The organism is Novosphingobium rosa NBRC 15208 (assembly GCF_001598555.1).
Taxonomy (GTDB): Bacteria; Pseudomonadota; Alphaproteobacteria; order Sphingomonadales; family Sphingomonadaceae; genus Novosphingobium; species Novosphingobium rosa.
Genome location: NZ_BCZE01000025.1, coordinates 17,179 through 36,667 on the forward strand (window position 1 = coordinate 17,179; position 19,489 = coordinate 36,667).

Consider the following 19,489-nt stretch of genomic DNA (forward strand, 5'->3'; position numbering starts at 1 on the left):
GTCTCAGCAAGAACGGGCCGCCCTGGATGAGGAGCAATGAAATCATGGACTCTTTTGCCGGAAAAACAGCTGTGATCACCGGGGCGGGAAGCGGGATCGGCGCAGCCATGGCCGATTATGCGGTGGCTCAGGGCATGAAGCTGGTGCTGGCCGATGTCGATCGCGAGGGGCTGGAACGGGTGCGCGCAGGGCTCGCCACCGATGACGTTCTGGTGCAGCCCACCGATGTCACCGATCCCGCCGCCGTGGCCGCTCTGGCCGATGCGGCATGGGACCGGTTCGGGCAGGTCGATCTGCTCTGCGCCAATGCGGGCATCGTGCCCGGCGGGCGCCACCGCCCGGTGTGGGAGTATGAGCCCGCCGACTGGCGCTGGGCCTTCGGGGTCAATGTCGATGGCGTGACCAATTGCATCCGCAGCTTTGTGCCCCGCCTGCTGCGCGAGAGCCGCCCGGCGCATGTGCAGATCACCGGCTCGGTCGCGGGCTTTGTCAGCGGGGCCGGGTCGGCCTGCTATGGCGCCTCCAAACATGCGGTGGTGCGCGTCGCCGAGGCGCTTTACGCCGGGCTGCGCGACGAACAGGCCCCTATCGGCGTGACGCTGCTGGCGCCGGGGCTGGTCGCCACGCGCATTTACGATTCGGAACGCTCGCGCCCCGCCCATCTGCAGGCCAGCGCCGGTCCGGCCGCCGAGGCGCCCGAATTGCAGAGCATCGCCGATCAGCTCTATGCCCATGCCCTCACCCCTGCGGAAGCCGCGCGCATCACCTTCGAGGGCATCCGCGAGAACCGTTTCTACGTCTTCACCTCCGACCGTTTCGATGGCGCGATCCGCAGGCGCACCGAAGCCATTCTGGCCCGCAGCAATCCCGAATTCGAGAGCCTGCTGGCGCTCACCAAAGGCGATGTGGGCATGACGGAGAACGCGTCTTGAGCCGCTTTACCAACCGTATCGTGCTGGTGACGGGCGCCGCATCGGGCATCGGTCTGGCCAGCGCCGTCCGCTTTGCCGCCGAGGGGGCCACCGTGCTGCTGGCCGACCGCAATGCCGAAGGCCTCGCGACGGCGCGCGCCAGCCTGCCCGCCGGCGCCCATGAAACCCTTGTGCTGGACGTGACCGACGAAGCGGGCTGGCGGGCTTTGGCCGATGATATCATGGCGCGTTTCGGCAGGCTCGATGTGCTGGTGAGCAACGCCGGTTTCGGCAAGTTCGCCTCCATCGCCGACACCTCTCTGGAGCAGTGGCGGGCGATCATCGCCGTCAATCTCGACAGCGTGTTTCTCGCCACCAAATATCTGATGCCCGCCCTGGCCGCGTCCGGGCGCGGGGCGATCGTCAACATGTCCTCGATCCGGGGCATCGTGGCGGCGGCCAACACCGGCTCCTATTGCGCGGCCAAGGGCGGGGTGCGGATGTTCACCAAGGTCACCGCGCTGGAATGCGCCGAGGCGGGCAATGGCGTGCGCGCCAACTCGATCCACCCCGGCCATATCGCCACCCCGCTGACCGCCGCCGCCTATGCCGATCCCGACACCGCCAGAAAGCTGATCGCCGATGTGCCGGTCGGCCATCCCGGCAAGCCGGACGACATTGCCGGGGCGATCCTGTTCCTGGCCAGCGACGATGCCAGCTATATGACCGGGGCCGAAATCGTCGTCGATGGCGGCTCGACCGCGCAGTGACCCGCAGCGCGTCCATGCTGGCGCTGGCCGGGCTGCTGTGTCTGCCCCGGGCCGCCCATGCGCAGGCCAGCAACGATGGGCAGGCTTCAGCCACGCAGCAGCCCGCCACGGTCAGCGCCCTGCCCGACAAGGATGCCCCGGCCCCCGCCGATCCCTTCAAGCGCTTCGACGATCTCGCGCTCAAGGGCTGGGACATTCCCTATCCCAAGACCCGCGATTCGATCCTTGCCGATCATGCGGGCATCCGCGATGCGCTGGCGGATCTGGGAATCGGCATCTCGCCGATCAACACGATCAACTTCCAGTACGATTTTCTGCAGAATGATCGCGGCTATCGCGGGCCGCAGCTTTACAATGGCCAGAACGTCACCCGCACCAATTCGACGGTGAGCCTAACGCTGACCTATGATCTTGGGCGGATCGGCATCGCGGGCGGCCAGCTGGCCACGACGCTCAGCTTTGTGAACAACAGCTTTCCCGCCGTGAACGGACCGAAGAAATTCCGCATCGGGCGCCTGCACTGGTTCCAGAGCATCGCCAATGGCGCGGTGGAGGTGACCGCCGGTTACGTCGACAACACGCAGGAGTTCATCGGCATCAATGTCGGCGGCAATCTTGCCACCGGCAATCTCGGCCCGCAGGCGACCATCCCGTTTCAGCTTGGCCTCAGCTATGGCGGCTTTGCCGCGCCCGGCATCGACGTCCGCACGCGTCTGGGCGCGCATGGCTACAATAAATTCGGCGTCCAGCGCAGCCTTCCCCCCGGCGGCGCGACCGTCGAGAATGAACTCAACCCCGGCGGTTTCCGCTTCCATCCGCCCGGCACCGGCGTGCTGTTCATCGACGAGATCGGCTACAATCGGCCCGCAGCGCGGGGAGAACGCTCGATCTGGGCCCGTGGCGGCGCGATCTACAACACCACCCGCTACGACACCTTCACCGGCGGCACGCGTGACAATTGGGCGATGTATGTTGCGCTCGACCGTCAGTTGACGCAGCCCGATCAGGAAAGGCCCTTTCGTGGCATCTATGCCGGTGCCACCTTCGACTACGCCCCGCCGCGCCAGAACTTCTACACCCAATATTACGAAGGCCGGCTTTATGGGGTAGGCCTGATCGGCAGCAGGCCTTTCGATCTGGCCTCGCTGGTGATGACCTACAACAAGTACAGCCCCGAAGGGCTGATCGCGAAAACCCCGGTCGGCACGGGGTATAACAAGGGCACCTGGGCGCTGATCGGCAGCTATGCGCTTCGCCTGCGGCCCGGCATCTATCTCCAGCCCGGTCTCGGGGTGACCGTGCACCCGATTTACTCGCCCCGTTTCGGCCCGGCCCTCAACGGCTATCTCGGGCTGGTCACGATCTTCTGATATCTGGAGGCAAGGTCTCAGTCCCATGCGCCCCATCGGTCTCAATTATCCGCCCAACCCCGATTATGGCGATGGCGCCTGCCGCAGAAGCGTGCGGCTCGATTTTACGCCGGGGCAGGTTCTTGCCCATCTCTACGACAGCTTCCACGAAATGACCTGCATCCTGCAGCATGACGGCAAGGTCGTCACCGGGCTGGAAAGCCGGCCGATCCGTGTGCCGACCACCGCATGCGGGCTCGCCGGGGGGCAGCTTCAGCCTTATGTCGGCCTGTCCATCGGCACGCCACCGGGCCATTTCTACCACCAGGGAGAACCGCTGCGGCACTGCACGCATCTGCTCGATCTTTTTGTCATGGCCCTGCGTCATGCCGATCGCTCCCACGGCAGCCTGCGCTGGGACGCGATTGTGCCCGACGAGACCGATGCACCGGTTACGGCATCGGTCTCGCGCGATGGCCGGGCGGTTCATGCATGGCTGATCCGTGACGGCCAGATCCTGGCGCCCGGCAGTTTGGCCGGGCGGACTTTGGATAAGGGCTTTGCCACGTGGGCCGTCCAGACATTCAACGAGGATGACTTCGAGACGGCCATGGTGCTGGCCCGGACATGGCTGATTGCTTTGGGCAGGCGCTATGCCACGAAGCATGTGGCCGGGCGGCCTGTCTCCATCAATCCAGCCATGAAAGGGCGTTGCTTCGCTTTCAACGCCCCTCAATTCGAGAATGCGATCTACCTTCAAAACGAACTCTAGGCTCAGGACTCACTCGTCATAGCCAGAAGAGCACGGTAGCATCCAGAGCGAGAGCGGAGACCAGCGCGTAACGGGATCGCGGGAGGGGCTGCGGCATCGCCCGCTCATCGCGCGGCTCGATGTGCTCAACACCTTTGGCGCGCGCTATGCCTTGCAGGATGGCACATCGCCGGCTGGCGGCCATTCACCTTATGCAATGGGCGTCAGCCGTCATTGAAACGCCGCTGGATCAGGCGTGGGCGCGAGACAAGCTTTCTTATCACCATTCTGGCATGCGGCGACCTGCGCGTGCCATGCCGCCATCGCCCGGCCGTAGGCCGCCTCTTTTTGAGCCTGGGTGGTGCGGATCGTGGCGATAGTCTCCCTTCGGGCGGCTACTGCCGCGTTCCTTTCCCCAACGGCCTCATGATACCGTTGCCATTCAGCGTGCTGGTCAGCTGCCTGGGCTGCAGTTTTCTCGGCCACGCCCTGCTGAAAGCTGGCGTTGGCCGCATCCGTCGCAGGATTGTTGGCAGGCACGACCGTCCCGGGCGGCGCGGAAGTGGATGCAGCAGCAGCGGCGCCATCGGACGGTTGAGATGAGGAGGCGTTTTGCGCCAGCGCGGGCCATGTCAGCATCATGCTTGCGGCACTTGCGCAAACTAGCAAAGTTTTCATGGTCTGCTTCCTTATTGCCAACGGTCGAGTAGACGGTGAAACGTGCGGATAGTGGAATTGTTCTCCGCCTTGCCGAAACCGCTGGCAAAGCTGACCTTCAAAAAACCGAAGCTCCATCGTTCATCACATTGTCCATGAGTGATGACTCTTGGCGGTGGGGAAGGTTCAGGGGGCCTCTACGACCGGGTTCTGGGCAAACCAGATGACATGATGCGCGCCCAGATTGCCCTCTCGCTCCCTGACCTCGACCATCTCCACGGCGAAACCGGCCCTGCGCAAGCGGATCGTGAAGCCGGGAAAGGGCTGACAGGACCAGACCGCCAGAATGCCGCCCGGCCTCAGCGCACGGCGCGCCGACTTGAGGCCCCGCGTGCTGTAGAGGTGATCGTTGTCGAGCCGCGTGATCCCCTCTGGGCCATTGTCGACATCCAGCAGGATCGCGTCATAGGCGCCGCGTGCCGCATCGATCAGCATCGCCACATCGTCGTCCACCAGCATGACGCGGGGATCATCGAGGCATCCCGCCGTCAGCTCCCGCATCGGTCCGCGCGCCCATTCGATGATGGCGGGCACGATCTCGGCCAGGGTCACGCTGGCGTCGGCGCCCAGCTCGGCCAGGGCCGCACGCAGCGTATAGCCCATGCCATAGCCGCCGATCAGCCATTGCTGCGCATCGGAGCTGCCGAGGCGCTGCGCGGTCATGGTGGCCAGGGCTTCCTCCGAAGCGCTCACCAGCGTGCTCATCAGCGTTGTCTCCTCCAGCAGGATGGCAAAGGCGTCACCACGCTGGACAAGGCGCAACTCCACGCCATCGGGCACTTCGGCCCAGCCGATCTCCTGATCGATGGGCTGGTCGGATTCTAGCGAGCGGGGCTCCAGCGCCGATTCTAGGTCGATGGTGTGTATACCTTTTCTGCAATTTCAGGTTCAAACTCAGGCATTGGCGCAACCGCTCTGGCAGCGGCGGCACGCGCTTCGGCCTGCTGTGCAAGACGCAACCTCTGCATGGCTTCACGGCGCTGCGTCGGGGGCGCATATGGGATCATCATCCCGGTATCGGGCGACAAGCTGCCCTTCAAAAGCGCAAGCGCCTCCCCACGGGCTCTGACGGCAACGACACGCCGGTCCGGAAAGATCCTGTTCCTGTCATGTGCTATCACTGTGTTGCCATGACCTTTCTGTCATCGTGCGGTGCAGGGACGCTGCCGTCCTGCTCACCCATCCAGGGGCACCTTGTCCGGAGGGCTCTCCGGCGGTGTCGGAGACGAAGGGCCATAACGCGCCATCGCACGCATATCCGCCAGCGCGAGCAGATAGGACAGGACGGACTCCGCGCCACGGTTGTCATTCGCGCGATCGGGATGCAGCCCGTCGCGGCAGCTGCCGCTTTCTATGTCCACAAGCGGCACGGCCAGATCGTTCTCCCCCAGAAACCAGGCGAAAGCCTGATGGGCCGAGGATGTCCAGAGCTCGCCCCGGTCGTGCCGCCGTGCCGCAAGGCAGGCCGCCACGGTCGCGCAGGCTTCCAGCGGCTGTTGATCGAAAGGCAGAGGTGTGCGCTGGGCCAGAACGAAGCCTTGGGATCCGATGGGCCGAAAATGCCCGGCAGGCGCGGTCTGCATCGCCAGCAGCCAGCGCAGGCTGGCCAGACCCGCCGCCAGCATCGCGGCATCGCCGATGCGCCCGCCGGTGCGGATCAGCGCCTCGCACAGGCGCGCATTGTCATAGGTCAGCCGGTTTTCGAACCATGGCCACTGATCGGTCGCGGTGTCACGCAGCAGCCGGCCCAGACGCCCGGCCAGACGGTGACGTATCGCATCGGCCACCGTGTCGCCCGGATGCGTGGGGCAATAGGCGTCCAGGCCCAGCAGGGCAAAGGCCCAGCTGCGCGGCGCGGTGAACTCCAGCACGGTGGGCAAGGCTTCCACGAAAAGATCGGTCGCCCAGGCCGCCAGCGCCGGATCGGATGAGGCAGCGCAGACCCCCAGCGCCCAGAGCGTGCGGCCATGGCTGTCCTGCGAACCGGCCGGTTCAAGCCAGCGCCGGTCGAAACTCATGAAATTGCGGAAGCGGCGATAGTCCGGATTCCAGGCATGCTGGACGAAGCTGGCGAAATGCGCGGCCAGCGCCACGGCCCCGTCGAGCCGGTTGTTTGGCTTGATGCAGAGCAGCAGGGCGCGGGCATTGTCATCGACGCAATAGCCATGGCGGCGGTCGGGGATCGAGCGGATGGCGTGCTGGAACAGGCCGGTATCGTCGCACATCGCCTTGAAATGCCGGTTCGATGTAGCAGGCAAGGGCAGGATCGAGGGGGCAATGGGCGCGGCATGGCCTGCCCGCAACCGCGTGCCGACCGGCGAACGCAAGGCATCGCGAAAAGCCTCGGCATAGCGTTGCGCCCCATGGGCCCAGATCATCGGGCGGCTGGCGATATAGGCGCTGGTGGCCATGATCTGCCGCGCGGGCCCATCGACCATCAGGTCGGCCACGGCCGCTCCCATGCGTGGTCCGTCGTCGAAGGGCACCAGCACGCCCGATCCGTCGCCCAACAATTCGGCGGCATGCCAATAGGGTGTGGAGACCACCGCACGCCCCAGCCCGTGGGCATAGGCCAGCGTGCCCGAGGTCATCTGCGCCTCATCGCGATAGGGCGTGACGTAAACATCGCACATGGCGATGTGGTCGAGCAGTTCGGGGCGTTCGGCAAAGCGGTTGAGGAAGACCACATGATTGCCCAGCCCCATCGCCTCGACCCGGTCCATCAGGCCGAGGCGATAGGTCTCTCCAGCGTCGCGCAGCAGATGCGGATGGGTCGCGCCCATCACGACGTAAACAGCATCGGGGCAGCGCGCCACGATCGCCGGCATGGCCTCGATCATGGTCTCGATGCCCTTGTTGGGGCTGATCAGGCCGAAGGTGAGAATAACCTGACGCCCCGCGAAACCCAGGCGCTGTTTTGCCGCATCGCTGGCGGCAAAAGGCTCATCGGGAATGCCATGGGGGATCACGCGGATCTTGCCGGGGTCGGCGCCATAGGTCTCGATCAGGATCGAGCGCCCCTTCTGCGCCATCACGATCACCCGCGCAGAGGCGGCCAGAATTGCCTCCATCACCACGCGCTGCGCCGGGCTGGGCCGGTCGAGCACGGTGTGCAGCGTGGTGACCAGCGGCATGGTGAGGCCCGCGATCAGATCGAGGATCAGGCATCCGGCCTCGCCGCCGAAGATGCCGAATTCATGCTGCAGGCAGGCGACATCATAGCCTGCCGCATTGATGGCATCAGCGGCGGCGCGATATTGGGCCGGATCGTTCTGATCGATGCCGCGTGCCACATTGGCGGGCCAGAGATAGTCGCCACCCGGGTCGCGCATCGCCAGAATGGCGCTCTCGGCGATGTCCGGCAGAGCGCTGACAGCCAGCTCCAGATCGGTGGTGAAGGTGGCGATCCCGCAGCGGCGCGGCAGGGCGTTACCGATGAAGGCGACGCGCAAGGGGGTGCCCAGAGCCTTGTCTCAGAGCTTGCCTTTCGGCTTCTGGATCAGCGTGCTGACCGGCGAATTGGGCAAAGCGACAGGGGCCGCCTTCGGCTTGGCGGCCTTGGGCTTGCGGATTTCACGCGTGCTGCGTTTTTGTCCCTTGGCCATATCAGCGGGTTCCTGTCCGCAGAGCGGGGGCCGCCACGACACGCGATGCCTGATCTGCCCGGCCCACCATGGCGCCTGCCGAGGGATCATAGGGGCGGTGCGGATAGGGATAGTCGCGCAGCAACCGCGAGGTGATCGCCAACTGCCGGCGATGGCGCAGCATATGAACAGAACTGTTGGAAGTATTGCATCCAATCAAGGCAATCTGTTCATTGAAAAGGATTTGGTTGGGGCACATAAAGCGCACTCCTGCTTCAAGCGGGGGCGCAGTCAGTCCCTCTGTCACATGTGGCTTGGATTATCATCAAGTGATGGCCCAGCCCTACACCACTTTTACGGTTTTGCAGACTCAATTCGGTGTGGTAGGGAAAAATAGAAAATATATTTGTCGCCATGAGGGCATTTATCTGCTCTGCGTGCGAAAGCCTCTCATGGCTCTCTCCCTTCGGTCCGGCGCCATGCCCGCTCTCGCGAAGCCTTTCCCTTGCATGCAGGAGCGCCAGGATGCTAATCCGCGCCGGATATGAGATGGCCTTCGAAGCCGATCTGGCCACGCCGATGCTGGCCGCGCTCAGCGTTCATCCCTCGCGCAACCGCGATCTGCGCAGCGTGCAGCGGATCACCACCGTGCCCGAGGTGCCGCTGTATGATTACATGGATGGCTTCGGCAATGTCTGCACGCGGCTGACCATGCCGGCCGGCGGCATCACCCTGTCCTGCAGCTTCACCATCGAGGATGCCTTCCTTCCCGATGTCGTGGCGACCGATGCCCTGGCCGTGCCCGTCAGCGATCTGCCCGACGAGATCATGGTCTATCTGCTGGGCAGCCGCTATTGCGAGACGGACCGGCTGGTGGACATTGCCTGGCCGCTGTTCAGCCGGATTACCCCGGGCTGGGCGCAGGTGCAGGCCATCGTCGCCTATACGCATCAGCGCATCGCCTTCGGCTATGAACATGCCCGCCCCACCAAGACCGCCTTCGACGCGTGGCAGGAACAGACCGGCGTGTGCCGCGACTATGCCCATCTGGCGATCGCCCTGTGCCGCTGCATGAACATCCCCGCCCGCTACTGCACCGGCTATCTGGGCGACATGGATCTGCCCGCCGTGGTGGGAGAGATGGATTTCTCCGCATGGTTCGAGGTGTTTCTGGCGGGGCGCTGGTACACCTTCGATGCCCGCCACAACACCCCGCGCGCGGGGCGCATCCTGATGGCGCGCGGGCGCGATGCTGCCGATGCCGCGCTCGTCACCACCTTCGGCCTGGCCAAGCTGTCCCGCTTCCAGGTCCACACCCATGAAGAAGCGAGCGATCGCACCTTCCTTCTGCCTGCAAGGACCTGGACATGACACTCTCAGCCGCATTTTGCCGCGCCCAGGAAGCCCTCCAGCTTCAGCGCGCCGCCAGCGAACCCCTCGAAAATGTCCGCAAGATCGCCCGGGCCGCCGCCAAGGCGTGGAACACCGAAGCCGCATGGGCGGAAAGCCGCGAAAACGGCCATGTCTCGGCCCCCCGCCTGCGCCTGAGCCCTCTGGAGCAGGAAGAAGACCTGCAGGACAACGAAGCGCAGAGCGAGAATCCCGATCGGGGACTGTCCGATCGTTGAAGGTGCCATGAGGTGAAAGATGACCTTCGCGCGCGCCGCGATATCTCACCTCGTCGCAAAGGCGCCAGGGTGGCGGGAATTGCTTTGACCTTTGCGCGAAAGAAGCGCTGAGATCGTGGGGCACGCGGCGTTCCGCGAGTCCGCCCGAGGACCGCGCCATGCCCGAACTCGCCTTCAACACGACAGTGACGTTCTGGCGGCTGGCCGCCGACCATGGCGGTGTGATCCGCAGCATGCTTCAAAAGGGCGAATGGACCTTCGGGGCCGCGATCACCCATGTGATCAACCAGCCCGGTGATGAGCAATGGCGTTTTGCCGTGGTCCACGGCGCCTTCGCGATCGATCATCTGGATATGCTGCGCCTGGCCAACACAAGCATCTTTGAGCAATGGCAAAGACGATAGGCAGGCCTCCTCCACCTGCCGGACGGCACGGAGACCGCACAGCCACAAGCGTTACTGACCTTTGCCGCAAAAGCACCGGGATGAATGGGCATGCGGAAGCCCGCATGTTCCATGAAGGAAAACCTCATGAACACGCCTCAGTTCGATGCGTTCGTGACGCTGTGGAAATTTCAGCATGATCCGCTCGGGGTGGCGCGCAGCATGCGGCAGGAAGGCGATTGGACGCTGGGTCTCGCCATTCGCCATGTGATCGGCCGCCCTCTGGAAGAGCAATGGCGCTATGAAATCGTGACAGACGATCTGGTGCTCGATCACGTCGATGCCACGCAGATGGCCTATACAAGACATTTTCGCGCCTGGGACAAGAACTGACCGCAATGCATGACTGTCATGTTACCGGAACCTGGATGGTGCAACCTGCGTGCCATCATGAAAAACGCCACAGCCCGCCAGAGCCCGACCATCAGCCTGATCGTCCCCGCCTATAACGAGGAGGATTACCTCCCCGCCTGCCTCGATGCGATCATGAGCAATGTCGCGGGCGAGGCGCTGGAAATCATCGTCATCGACAACAACAGCACGGACCGCACCCGCCAGATCATCGAGGGCTATCCGGGCGTGACCTATGTGTTCGAGCCGCACAAGGGCATCACCCGCGCCCGCCAGTGCGGTTTTCAGGCGGCCAGCGGCGAGATCATCGCCTATGTCGATGCCGACACCCAGCCGCCCGCCGGCTGGATCGCGCAGATCCGCGAGCAATTCGCCGCGCGCGAGTCTCTGGCGTGTCTGTCGGGCCCTTACAGCTTCTACGATCTGGGGCGGGCGCGGAACGGTATTTCCCGGGCATGGTTCATCGCGGCAAGGCCGCTCTACAAGCTGACCGGCTATATGATGGTGGGCGGCAATTTCGCGATCCGCCGCGATGTGCTGGAAAAGATGGGCGGGTTCGACCGCACGATCGAATTCTACGGCGAGGATGTCGATATCGGGAAACGCGCCAGAAGCCATGGCAAGGTGCTGTTCTCGCCCCGCTTCGTCATGCCGACATCGGGGCGCCGCATGCGCAAGCAGGGGTTTGCGCGCATCGCGGGTCTCTATTTCGCCAATTACCTGTCCATTGCCATGCGGGGCAAGCCAGCCACCAGGCATTATCAGGACATTCGGTGAGCATCCGAACGGACGGTGAGCGTCAGCCCTTGAAGCGCAGCGCCTCCAGCAAAAGGCTGAAGGCGGGCGATGGCTGGCGCCGGCTCGGATAATAGAGGTAATAGCCGTCGAAGGGCTCGCACCAATCCTCCAGCACCGGCTCCAGCGCGCCCGAGGCCAAAAGCGGCGCGGCCCGGTCTTCCACCAGATGCACAAGGCCATGCCCCTGAACCGCCGCCGCCACGAGGAGTTCGACATCGTTGAACACCAGCTGGCCATCGACCTTGACCTTCAGCTCCCGTCCGTCCTTTTCATATTCCCAACTGTAGAGGTTTCCGCTCGCCATCCGCAGATTGATGCAGCGATGGCGGGACAGATCATGGGGTGTCGCCGGGCGGCCATGCTGGGCGAAATAGGCCGGAGCCCCCGCCGTCACCATGCGCAGACGCGGGCCGATCCTCACCGCGATCATGTCCTGCTCCAGCCTTTCCCCCAGACGAACGCCCGCATCGTAACGCCCGGCGACAATGTCGGTCAGCCCGGCATTGACGTTGATCTCGACGCGAATGTCGGGATAGCGGGCGACGAGCCGGTCGACCGCCGGCCACAACAGGGTCCGCGCCGAATGTTCGGCCGCCGAGATGCGGATGGTTCCGGCAGGCTGATCGCGCAAGGCCGTGAGCGACGCAATCCTGGCATCGATCTGCTCCAGCGCCGGGCCCAGTGTTTCGAGCAGCCGCTCCCCCGCTTCGGTGGGCGCAATGCTGCGCGATGATCGGTTGAGCAGGCGCAGGCCCAGCTTGACCTCCAGCCGGCGCAGGGAATGGCTCAGCGCCGATTGCGACACGCCCAGTTGCGCCGCAGCCTTGGTGAAGCTGCCCGCCTGCGCGACAGCCTGAAACATCGCCAGACTTCCCAGATCGTCGCGATACATGCCGCTGCTCCTCGCATCCGTTCCATGACTCAGTGTCATGGAGCCATGCCGATTGCCTCCTCTGTTCGCAAGAACCTCTGCCATGTATGATCGCCGTCAGAACCTGCCCACCCTGAAAGCGACGATCATGACCAGCACCACGCCCACCGTCACCCTGAACAATGGCGTGGCCATGCCGATCCTCGGCTTCGGCGTGTTTCAGGTGCCCGATCCGGCCGAATGCGAAAGAAGCGTGCGCGATGCCATCGACGTGGGCTACCGCCTGCTCGACACCGCCCGCTCCTATGGCAATGAGGAGGCCGTCGGCGCGGCCATCCGCAGCCATGGCATCGACCGGGGCGAGCTGTTCGTCACCACCAAGCTGTGGATCGAGGATGCCAGCTATGAGGGCGCCAAGGCCGCCTTCGAACGCTCGCTCAACAAGCTGCAGCTCGATTATCTCGACCTCTGGCTGATCCACCAGCCCTATGGCGATGTCTATGGCGCGTGGCGGGCCATGGAGGAACTCTATCGCGCCGGGCGCATCCGCGCCATCGGCATCAGCAACTTTTACCCCGATCGCGCGCTGGATTTCGTGCTGCACAACCAGATCACCCCGGCGGTGAACCAGATCGAGATCCATCCCTTCCATCAACAGCATGATGCGCAGCAATTGCTGCAGAACCATAAGATCCAGCCCGAGGCATGGGGCCCCTTCGCCGAGGGCAAGAACGGCCTGTTCACCCATGAGGCCCTGCAGGCCATCGGCCACAAGCATGGCAAAAGCGTCGCGCAGGTGGTGCTGCGCTGGCTGATCCAGCGCGGCATCGTGGCCATCCCGAAGTCGGTCCGCAAGGAACGCATGGCCGAGAATTTCGCGGTGTTCGATTTCACGCTGGATCAGGACGATATCGCTGCCATCGCGGCGCTCGACCAGAAGGCCAGCAGCTTCTTCGATCACCGCGACCCGGCGATGGTCCAATGGCTCGGCACGCGCAAGCTTTGACGGCAAAACCATAAGAGAGGATGATGATGAAACTGACGGCAAAAATCATGATGGCTCCCGCCATGGCCCTTTTCCTTGTTGCCAGTGCTGCCCATGGCGAACCCGCGCTCTTTCCCAAGGGTGAGCTTTCAACGACCAGGAACCATACGGGTGATATCTGGCTCAAGGAACTCAATGTCGGGGATGATGTGTTCGATCCCAGCATCGCCGTTGCCGATTACGGGCCGGGCGCGAAACTGGATTGGCATATCCATCCCGGCGGGCAGGTTCTGGTGATCACCCAGGGCACGGGTTATTATCAGGAGAAGGGAAAGCCGGCCCGGCTGGTCCATAAAGGCGATGTCATCAAGTCAGCGCCGGGTGTCGAGCATTGGCATGGCGCGACGCCCAGCTCGGATTTCTCCTATTTCGCCGTGACCCCCACGCAAAAAGGTAAGACGGTCTGGCTGCTGCCGGTGACGCCAGCCGAGTACCAACATGCGGCGGCACAATGATCGACGGCACATAGCCCTCAAGCCGCGCATTCCGATCAGGCACAGAACAGAGCATTTTTCCCGGAACCTTTTTGCCTTAAGTTTGTTTGGGCAGGAACGCTACGGCTTTCCCGAAGACATTCCCAATGTCATCTCGGGTCGGTGCCGAGCATTGGCCAGCATGCCGGTCGGCTCCCCCTGAGCGACGGGCATGCTGGCACCTCCCCCAATCCGCGATACCGGCTTGATGAAACGTGCTTTATGTGCGCCATTGCGTGAAAGAACACATTCGAAGCTGATTGCTCGCCGAAATCGACTTCGCCATAATTTGTCCGGTCGGATTTTTGCAACAGATCGGGGTTGAAAGCGTGATTGTTCCTTGCCTTGCGGCTCGGCGGGTACTTATCGCGGAAGATGAGCTTCTGATCGCTTTGGATCTGACGGAAGCCTTCGAGCGGGCCGGGGCCCGGATCATTGGCCCGGTGTCATCGATCGACGGCGCGATGTCCCTGCTCCAGAGCGAGGAGGAGATTCACCTTGGCATCGTCGATCTCAACCTGGGTGGTCAATTGGCCTATCCTCTCGCCGAGGCGCTCTTGCGGCGCGGCATCCCGTTGCTGTTCAGCACAGGCTATGATGTCGAGGAAATTCCTTCTGAATTCAGGGATGTGATACGGCTGGCGAAGCCCGCGACAGGTGATGAGGCTGTTGCCAGGGCGGAAAGCCTCCTGATGCTTTGGCAAAACTAGCAGAAGCTTGATGCCCGCTGATGCCGCAAGGCATCCTTCTCCGAAGTTGACAGCAGACAAGCCGGCCAGCGCGCGATACAGGGACATCGCGGGCAAGGAGGGCAGCGCTTGGATCGGGAAAAGCAACAGGATCTGGAACGGATCGCGGGGATGGAAGCGGTTCCCGCCATTCTGGCGATGGTCTGCCACACCACCTCCATGGGCTTTGCCGCCATTGCCAGCGTCACCGAGAAGCAGTGGCTGGCCTGCGCCACGCGTGACGAGATCGCCTTTGGCCTGCTGCCCGGGGGCGAGCTGCCGCTGGAAACCACGATCTGCCATGAGATCAGGGATCATCGCCAGCCGGTCGTCATCGAGGATGTCGCCGCCGATCCGCTTTACTGCAATCATCACACGCCCGCGCTCTATGGGTTGCGCAGCTATGTCTCCTTCCCGATCCTGCTGCCGGACGGGTCATTCTTCGGCACGCTGTGCGCCATCGATTCGCAGCCCCGCAAGCTGAACACGCCTGAGGTTCTCAACACCTTCAAGCTGCTTTCGGATCTGATCGCCAAGCATCTGGCGACAGCGCGGCAGATGGCGGTGATCGAGGATCTGCTGCAGCAGCGCGATCGCCTGATCGTGCAATTGCGCTCGGCCCGGGATGGCGCTCTGGACGAGTTGCGCCGCGCCAGCGCCATGTTCGACGACGCGCCCAGCTTCATGGCGGTGCTGGAAGGCCCGGATCATATCTTCGTCTCCGCCAATCCGGCCTATCGCGCGCTGATCGACCAGCGCAGCGTCATCGGGCGCACCGTGGCCGAAGCCCTGCCCGAAGCCGCCGAGCAGGGCTTCGTGGCGCTGCTCGACAGGGTCTATACCGAGGGCCAGCCGTTCTCCATGCGCGGCGCCCATTTCGTCGCGGCCACCAAACCGGGCGAATCCTCCACCGATCGTTTTCTGGATTTCCTGTATCAGCCGATCAAGGATGCCGGGGGCGTGACCGGCATTTTCGTCGTCGGCCATGATGTGACCGATCGGGTGAAGCAGATGCGACGGCAGGCCGCGCTGGCCGAACTCGGTGAAAAGCTGCGCACCATGCATGATCCGGCGCAGATCACCCATACCGCCGCGCAGATCATGGCCGAGGCCTTGCAGGCGACGCGCGCGGGTCTGGGCACCGTCGATCCCGAGCAGGAAACGGTGGTGATGCACCGCAACTGGTGCGCGGAGGGGGCCGGGCCGGTGGAGGGCATCTTCCGCTTCCGCGATTTCGGCAGTTTCATCGAGGATCTGAAACGGCGCGAAACGGTGATCGTGGCCGATATCAGGACCGATCCAAGGACCATGGCCAATGCGCAGGCCATGGCCGATCTGGGCATTCGCGTGCTGCTCAATTTCCCGATCTTCGAGCAGGATCGCTTCGTGCTGGTCGCCTTCGTCCATTTCGACGATCTGCGTCAGCTCTCTCCGGACGACATCAGCTTCGTCGAACAGGTGGCCGATCGCACCCAGGCCGCGCTGGCCCGGCTGAAGGCCGAGGAGCGGCAGAACACGCTCAATCACGAATTGGCGCATCGCATGAAGAACCTGCTGGCGATGGTTCAGGCCATCACCAGCTACACGCTGAGGCATACCACCAGCCTGGAGGACGGCGCCCGGACGATCGCCGCGCGCTTGCAGACCATGGCGCAGGCGCAGGACATCCTGATCGCCACCTCATGGAAGGCCGCCGACATCCATGCCGTGGTCAGCGCCACGCTGGCTGCCCATCAGGGGGAGCGCGGCAGGATCGCCATATCGGGGCCCTCGATCATCCTGAATGCCGATCAGGTGCTTGGCCTGGCCCTGACGCTGCATGAGCTGGCCACCAATGCCACGAAATATGGCGCGCTCTCGAATGACACGGGCACCATCGAGCTGGACTGGGATCTGGCCGGGGAACGCTTTACCATGAGCTGGCGCGAACAGGGCGGGCCGACCGTCGCGCCGCCGACGCGGCGCGGTCTGGGTTCCCGCCTGATCGACAATGCCGCATCCTCGCATTTCAGCGGAACGGGCAGCGTCGCCTATGATCCGGAGGGCCTGCGCTTCCGGCTGGAAGGAAAGCTGGTCGCCGCCAGCTGAGGGCATCGGCCAGAAGACCATGTCCTTCCCAGCGTCAGGCCGCCATATGTTGCAAGGCGCTGATCACATGAGGAAGGTCGAAAGGCTTGGGGATGAATATCGCCTTCCCCGGCAAGGCGGCCCCCAAGGGCCTGACCTTGCCGGAGGTCACGATCAGGGCGATCAGCGGCCAGCGATCATGGATACGGGCCGCCAGCCCCAACCCGTTCATGCTGCCCGGCATATCGATATCGGTGAACACGAGGCGGATGTCTGCCCTGCTTTCCAGAACGGACATGGCCGCATCGGCATCCGGCGCATCGATCGCCTCGAAGCCGGCTTCCTCGACGACATCCACGGCGAGCATCCGAAGAATCGGTTCGTCCTCGACCACGAGGACGACGGCCTTCTGCGTCATGTTGGGGATTGTCCTGCTTCATTCGCCCTGGGTGCGACCGAACGAGACGGCGAATTGAGCCTCGGAGCCTATCGGGAACCTACCAGTCAAAGACCTATCCGTTCCCGGGCCTTGCAAATTATTCCGCCGCTCCTCGATGTCTCTGGATTCCGGATCGGCCATGCCTATGGCGCGGTAAAATGGCCCGGATAAACGGAACCGTATCAAAGCGCGCTTGTTTCCTGATGTTAAGCTTCGATCGGAAAGCATTCCGCCACAGCCTTACGGTGAGACCGGGCCTCCACCACCCCCGCCCGGGCACACCTTCTCCAGCGGGATGGCGACCGATCGAGAGCGAAGCCCATGCCCCTCACCTTTTCCGACTTGCATGAAACCAGTTGGAAGGCGCAGTTGCTTTCCCGCGCCGCCATGAACGCCATCGACCGCCGGGAAGACGCGAGGCGCAAAATTGCCTCGAATGAGGCGCAATCCTTGCTGGACCATCTTTGGCGTCTGGGCTTCAGGCCAACGGATGCAGGTCCTGCCTTTTAGGACAAAGCACACGCCATCTCGCAGGCCGGCCATGGCCCCGGCCAGCCTGGTGTATCGCATTCACTTGGACAGCGCCTGCCAACCATGCTAGCGCCTCAAGGCCGTCATTGTACTGATGACGCCGGCGCATGGATGCGTCTCCTTGAACGCAGAAAGCGTCTTTTAATCCCATGACAGCCTATAAAGAGCCTGGTTTCCAGGACAGGATCGCGGTTGCCACCCGCGCCCGAGAAAGCGCGATCGCCCGTTTGAAAACCAGGCCAGCCACTGATCCGGCCCAGCTGGTCGCCAAGGCGAAAAAGGCGCGTGAACGCGAAGCGGCCCTGGCCGCCCGTCTGGCCGCCATCGCGGAAGCCCGCCTGCAGGCCAAGGCCGAAAAGCTGGCCAAGCAGATTGCCCAGGACGTTCCCGCCCCCACGGAGGCCGAACGCAAGGCCATCCGCGATGCACGCTATGCCGCGCGCAAGGCACGCACGTCATCGCACTAGAACACAGCGCCAAGCTTGCTTCGCTCCCTCACCCTTCGACGTCCTCCGGCCCGCCCGACCGCATTTCCCTGCCCGGCCACGACCTGATCGCCACGGCTCTGGTTCCCGATGGCGGCGAACTGCGGCTGGTGCAGCGTGGTCAGGAATTCACCATCCTGCTCGATTGCACCGAGCTGATGAGCACCCGCGCCAGCGCTTCGGAAGAAGCTCTGGCCACCATGACCTGCGAAAGGCTGGCAGGCCGGCCCACGCTCGATCTGCTGATCGGCGGCTATGGCATGGGCTATACGCTGCGGGCAGCGCTCGCCGTGCTGGAGGCCGATGCCAGCGTCACCCTGGCCGAGCTGGTGCCCGAGATCATCGCATGGGCGCGCGGCCCCATGGAAAAGCTGACGGCATCCTGCCTCGATGATCCACGCGTTGTGCTGGTCACCGAGGATGTCGCCATGCTGATCGATGCCGCACGCGGCGCCTATGACGCCATCCTGCTCGATGTCGACAATGGCCCGGAAGGCATCACCCGGCGCGTCAACGATCATCTCTACACGATGGATGGTTTGCACGCGGTCACATCGGCCCTGAAACCGGGAGGCATCCTTGCCGTATGGTCCGCCTTCCCCGATCCGGCTTTCACCGCGCGCCTGGTGGAAAGCGGCTTTCTGGTGGAGGAAATCATCACCAGCGAGGACAAGGATCATCGCGGTTCGGAGCACGTAATCTGGTTCGCCAGCCGCCCCGAAAACGAAGGCTGAACGCCGTTTTCGACAAAGACATGGGGCCTCTGCCCGGCACCCGGAAAGCATCGCCCCTTGACTTTTCCACACCCTGACCGCATATAGGCTTGGCTAACGTCGCCTGCGACGGAACTTGATTCCCCCCGGATTTGATTCACGGATTTAATCCCAAAGGGGCTCTCCTTCCTTTCCCACGCTTCCGGCTCCATCCGCGCTGTTGCGGGTGGGTACTCGTTTTCGTGAAAAGGAAACACCCATGCCTATCGGCACCGTCAAATTCTTCAACTCCGACAAGGGCTATGGCTTCATCCAGCCCGTCGACGGCGGCGATGACAGCTTCGTCCATATCAGCGCCGTCGAGCGCGCCGGCATGGCGACGCTCAACAAGGACCAGCGCGTCAGCTACGAGATCGAGACCGATCGTCGCGGCAAGCAGTCCGCCGTCAATCTGGCTTCGGCCTGAACCCTGTTCGCCAAGGCTCGGCGTGAGCCTTGGGAACTGTCCGGCACATCGGGGGCTTCCCCCCGATGCGTTGGCCCGTGCCCGGCGTGCTTGATCCATCTTCGGATGTGAATCGCGGCCGGGCACGGGAAAGCCGCTGCGCAAACGATCGACATGCGATCGAAGCGCTTTCCTCCCCTCTCACCAAAGAGATCATACCGCGCCAATCGGCGCCCGATTTTTCGAGTAAGTTTATGTATATCCAATTGAAGAACAACCACCTCCCCATCAATCCCATCATCCTGGCGGCGCGGCATCATCCCGTCGAGCAGCGCGGCGTCCTTTCGCCTGACGAACTGCGCAGGATCGTGGCCGATATGGTCGACTGAA

25 protein-coding genes are annotated in these 19,489 nt (G+C 63.5%); 18 read left to right on the forward strand and 7 right to left on the reverse strand.

The window, feature by feature from the left end:
* The first annotated feature begins 44 nt into the window (after nucleotides 1-44).
* From SR3_RS10175 to SR3_RS10190, 4 genes are read left to right on the forward strand one after another with little or no spacing between them, the layout of a single operon-like run.
* Nucleotides 45-932, forward strand: coding sequence for an SDR family NAD(P)-dependent oxidoreductase (locus SR3_RS10175; protein WP_068085037.1), 888 nt, complete (start codon nucleotides 45-47; stop codon nucleotides 930-932).
* On the forward strand, nucleotides 929-1,681 hold the full coding sequence (locus SR3_RS10180) for an SDR family NAD(P)-dependent oxidoreductase (RefSeq protein WP_068084791.1): 753 nt from the start codon (nucleotides 929-931) through the stop codon (nucleotides 1,679-1,681). The genes SR3_RS10175 and SR3_RS10180 overlap by 4 nt, the downstream gene beginning before the upstream one ends.
* Nucleotides 1,678-3,051 carry a carbohydrate porin gene (locus SR3_RS10185; RefSeq protein WP_157098768.1) on the forward strand — a complete coding sequence of 458 codons (1,374 nt, stop codon included), beginning with the start codon at nucleotides 1,678-1,680 and terminating at the stop codon, nucleotides 3,049-3,051. The genes SR3_RS10180 and SR3_RS10185 overlap by 4 nt, the downstream gene beginning before the upstream one ends.
* Nucleotides 3,052-3,076: 25 nt before the next feature.
* Nucleotides 3,077-3,802, forward strand: a complete 726-nt coding sequence (locus tag SR3_RS10190) for a hypothetical protein (protein WP_068084796.1) — start codon at nucleotides 3,077-3,079, stop codon at nucleotides 3,800-3,802.
* A 210-nt stretch (nucleotides 3,803-4,012) separates the two neighbouring features.
* Here the strand turns inward: SR3_RS10190 and SR3_RS10195 are convergent, their stop codons facing one another.
* The 5 genes from SR3_RS10195 to SR3_RS10210 form a co-directional block, all read right to left on the reverse strand.
* Nucleotides 4,013-4,459 (reverse strand): hypothetical protein, encoded by a 447-nt coding sequence (locus tag SR3_RS10195; protein WP_157098769.1) that lies wholly within the window; start codon nucleotides 4,457-4,459, stop codon nucleotides 4,013-4,015.
* 165 nt (nucleotides 4,460-4,624) lie between these two features.
* Nucleotides 4,625-5,278, reverse strand: coding sequence for a spermidine synthase (locus tag SR3_RS10200; protein ID WP_407668160.1), 654 nt, complete (start codon nucleotides 5,276-5,278; stop codon nucleotides 4,625-4,627).
* A 395-nt stretch (nucleotides 5,279-5,673) separates the two neighbouring features.
* Nucleotides 5,674-7,950 (reverse strand): glycosyltransferase family 4 protein, encoded by a 2,277-nt coding sequence (locus tag SR3_RS10205; protein WP_245653863.1) that lies wholly within the window; start codon nucleotides 7,948-7,950, stop codon nucleotides 5,674-5,676.
* A 21-nt stretch (nucleotides 7,951-7,971) separates the two neighbouring features.
* The gene (locus SR3_RS32635; protein WP_281198717.1) at nucleotides 7,972-8,103 is read right to left on the reverse strand and encodes a hypothetical protein; all 132 of its coding nucleotides are present in this window, start codon (nucleotides 8,101-8,103) and stop codon (nucleotides 7,972-7,974) included.
* Nucleotide 8,104: 1 nt separating this feature from the next.
* Complete coding sequence (locus SR3_RS10210) at nucleotides 8,105-8,266, reverse strand: hypothetical protein (protein WP_157098770.1); 162 nt, start codon at nucleotides 8,264-8,266, stop codon at nucleotides 8,105-8,107.
* 341 nt (nucleotides 8,267-8,607) lie between these two features.
* Between SR3_RS10210 and SR3_RS10215 the strand changes: the two genes are divergently transcribed.
* The 5 genes from SR3_RS10215 (at nucleotide 8,608) to SR3_RS10235 (ending at nucleotide 11,281) form a co-directional block, all read left to right on the forward strand.
* Nucleotides 8,608-9,453, forward strand: coding sequence for a transglutaminase-like domain-containing protein (locus SR3_RS10215; RefSeq protein ID WP_068084815.1), 846 nt, complete (start codon nucleotides 8,608-8,610; stop codon nucleotides 9,451-9,453).
* Nucleotides 9,450-9,710 carry a hypothetical protein gene (locus tag SR3_RS10220; RefSeq protein WP_068084818.1) on the forward strand — a complete coding sequence of 87 codons (261 nt, stop codon included), beginning with the start codon at nucleotides 9,450-9,452 and terminating at the stop codon, nucleotides 9,708-9,710. The genes SR3_RS10215 and SR3_RS10220 overlap by 4 nt, the downstream gene beginning before the upstream one ends.
* Before the next feature lie 158 nt (nucleotides 9,711-9,868).
* Complete coding sequence (locus SR3_RS10225) at nucleotides 9,869-10,114, forward strand: hypothetical protein (protein ID WP_068084824.1); 246 nt, start codon at nucleotides 9,869-9,871, stop codon at nucleotides 10,112-10,114.
* Between the two features lie 126 nt (nucleotides 10,115-10,240).
* Nucleotides 10,241-10,486, forward strand: coding sequence for a hypothetical protein (locus SR3_RS10230; RefSeq protein WP_157098771.1), 246 nt, complete (start codon nucleotides 10,241-10,243; stop codon nucleotides 10,484-10,486).
* A gap of 57 nt (nucleotides 10,487-10,543) precedes the next feature.
* Complete coding sequence (locus tag SR3_RS10235; protein WP_068085039.1) at nucleotides 10,544-11,281, forward strand: glycosyltransferase; 738 nt, start codon at nucleotides 10,544-10,546, stop codon at nucleotides 11,279-11,281.
* Between the two features lie 22 nt (nucleotides 11,282-11,303).
* Here the strand turns inward: SR3_RS10235 and SR3_RS10240 are convergent, their stop codons facing one another.
* Nucleotides 11,304-12,194, reverse strand: coding sequence for a LysR family transcriptional regulator (locus SR3_RS10240; RefSeq protein WP_068084828.1), 891 nt, complete (start codon nucleotides 12,192-12,194; stop codon nucleotides 11,304-11,306).
* Between the two features lie 127 nt (nucleotides 12,195-12,321).
* On the opposite strand from SR3_RS10240, the gene SR3_RS10245 reads away from it, so the two are divergent.
* From SR3_RS10245 to SR3_RS10260, 4 genes are all read left to right on the forward strand, one after another.
* Complete coding sequence (locus SR3_RS10245) at nucleotides 12,322-13,179, forward strand: aldo/keto reductase (protein WP_068085043.1); 858 nt, start codon at nucleotides 12,322-12,324, stop codon at nucleotides 13,177-13,179.
* Nucleotides 13,180-13,202: 23 nt separating this feature from the next.
* Nucleotides 13,203-13,673: a cupin domain-containing protein gene (locus SR3_RS10250; protein WP_218018793.1), complete on the forward strand. Its 471-nt coding sequence runs from the start codon at nucleotides 13,203-13,205 to the stop codon at nucleotides 13,671-13,673.
* Between the two features lie 278 nt (nucleotides 13,674-13,951).
* A complete protein-coding gene (locus SR3_RS10255; RefSeq protein WP_068084834.1) occupies nucleotides 13,952-14,401 on the forward strand; it encodes a response regulator in 450 nt (149 codons plus the stop codon).
* Nucleotides 14,402-14,509: 108 nt separating this feature from the next.
* The gene (locus tag SR3_RS10260; protein WP_068084839.1) at nucleotides 14,510-16,507 is read left to right on the forward strand and encodes an HWE histidine kinase domain-containing protein; all 1,998 of its coding nucleotides are present in this window, start codon (nucleotides 14,510-14,512) and stop codon (nucleotides 16,505-16,507) included.
* A gap of 34 nt (nucleotides 16,508-16,541) precedes the next feature.
* Here SR3_RS10260 and SR3_RS10265 read toward each other — a convergent pair whose 3' ends face one another.
* Nucleotides 16,542-16,904 (reverse strand): response regulator, encoded by a 363-nt coding sequence (locus SR3_RS10265; protein ID WP_068084842.1) that lies wholly within the window; start codon nucleotides 16,902-16,904, stop codon nucleotides 16,542-16,544.
* 342 nt (nucleotides 16,905-17,246) lie between these two features.
* Here SR3_RS10265 and SR3_RS10270 point away from each other — a divergent pair, with 342 nt between their 5' ends.
* From SR3_RS10270 to SR3_RS10290, 5 genes are all read left to right on the forward strand, one after another.
* The gene (locus tag SR3_RS10270; RefSeq protein WP_068084845.1) at nucleotides 17,247-17,435 is read left to right on the forward strand and encodes a hypothetical protein; all 189 of its coding nucleotides are present in this window, start codon (nucleotides 17,247-17,249) and stop codon (nucleotides 17,433-17,435) included.
* Nucleotides 17,436-17,605: 170 nt separating this feature from the next.
* Nucleotides 17,606-17,923, forward strand: coding sequence for a DUF6481 family protein (locus tag SR3_RS10275; protein ID WP_068084847.1), 318 nt, complete (start codon nucleotides 17,606-17,608; stop codon nucleotides 17,921-17,923).
* A gap of 68 nt (nucleotides 17,924-17,991) precedes the next feature.
* On the forward strand, nucleotides 17,992-18,675 hold the full coding sequence (locus SR3_RS10280) for a spermidine synthase (RefSeq protein ID WP_068084850.1): 684 nt from the start codon (nucleotides 17,992-17,994) through the stop codon (nucleotides 18,673-18,675).
* Nucleotides 18,676-18,913: 238 nt separating this feature from the next.
* Entirely contained in the window at nucleotides 18,914-19,120 is a 207-nt protein-coding gene (locus SR3_RS10285) for a cold-shock protein (protein WP_068084853.1), read from the forward strand.
* Nucleotides 19,121-19,185: 65 nt separating this feature from the next.
* Nucleotides 19,186-19,488: a hypothetical protein gene (locus SR3_RS10290; RefSeq protein WP_068084856.1), complete on the forward strand. Its 303-nt coding sequence runs from the start codon at nucleotides 19,186-19,188 to the stop codon at nucleotides 19,486-19,488.
* The last annotated feature ends 1 nt before the right edge of the window (nucleotide 19,489 follow it).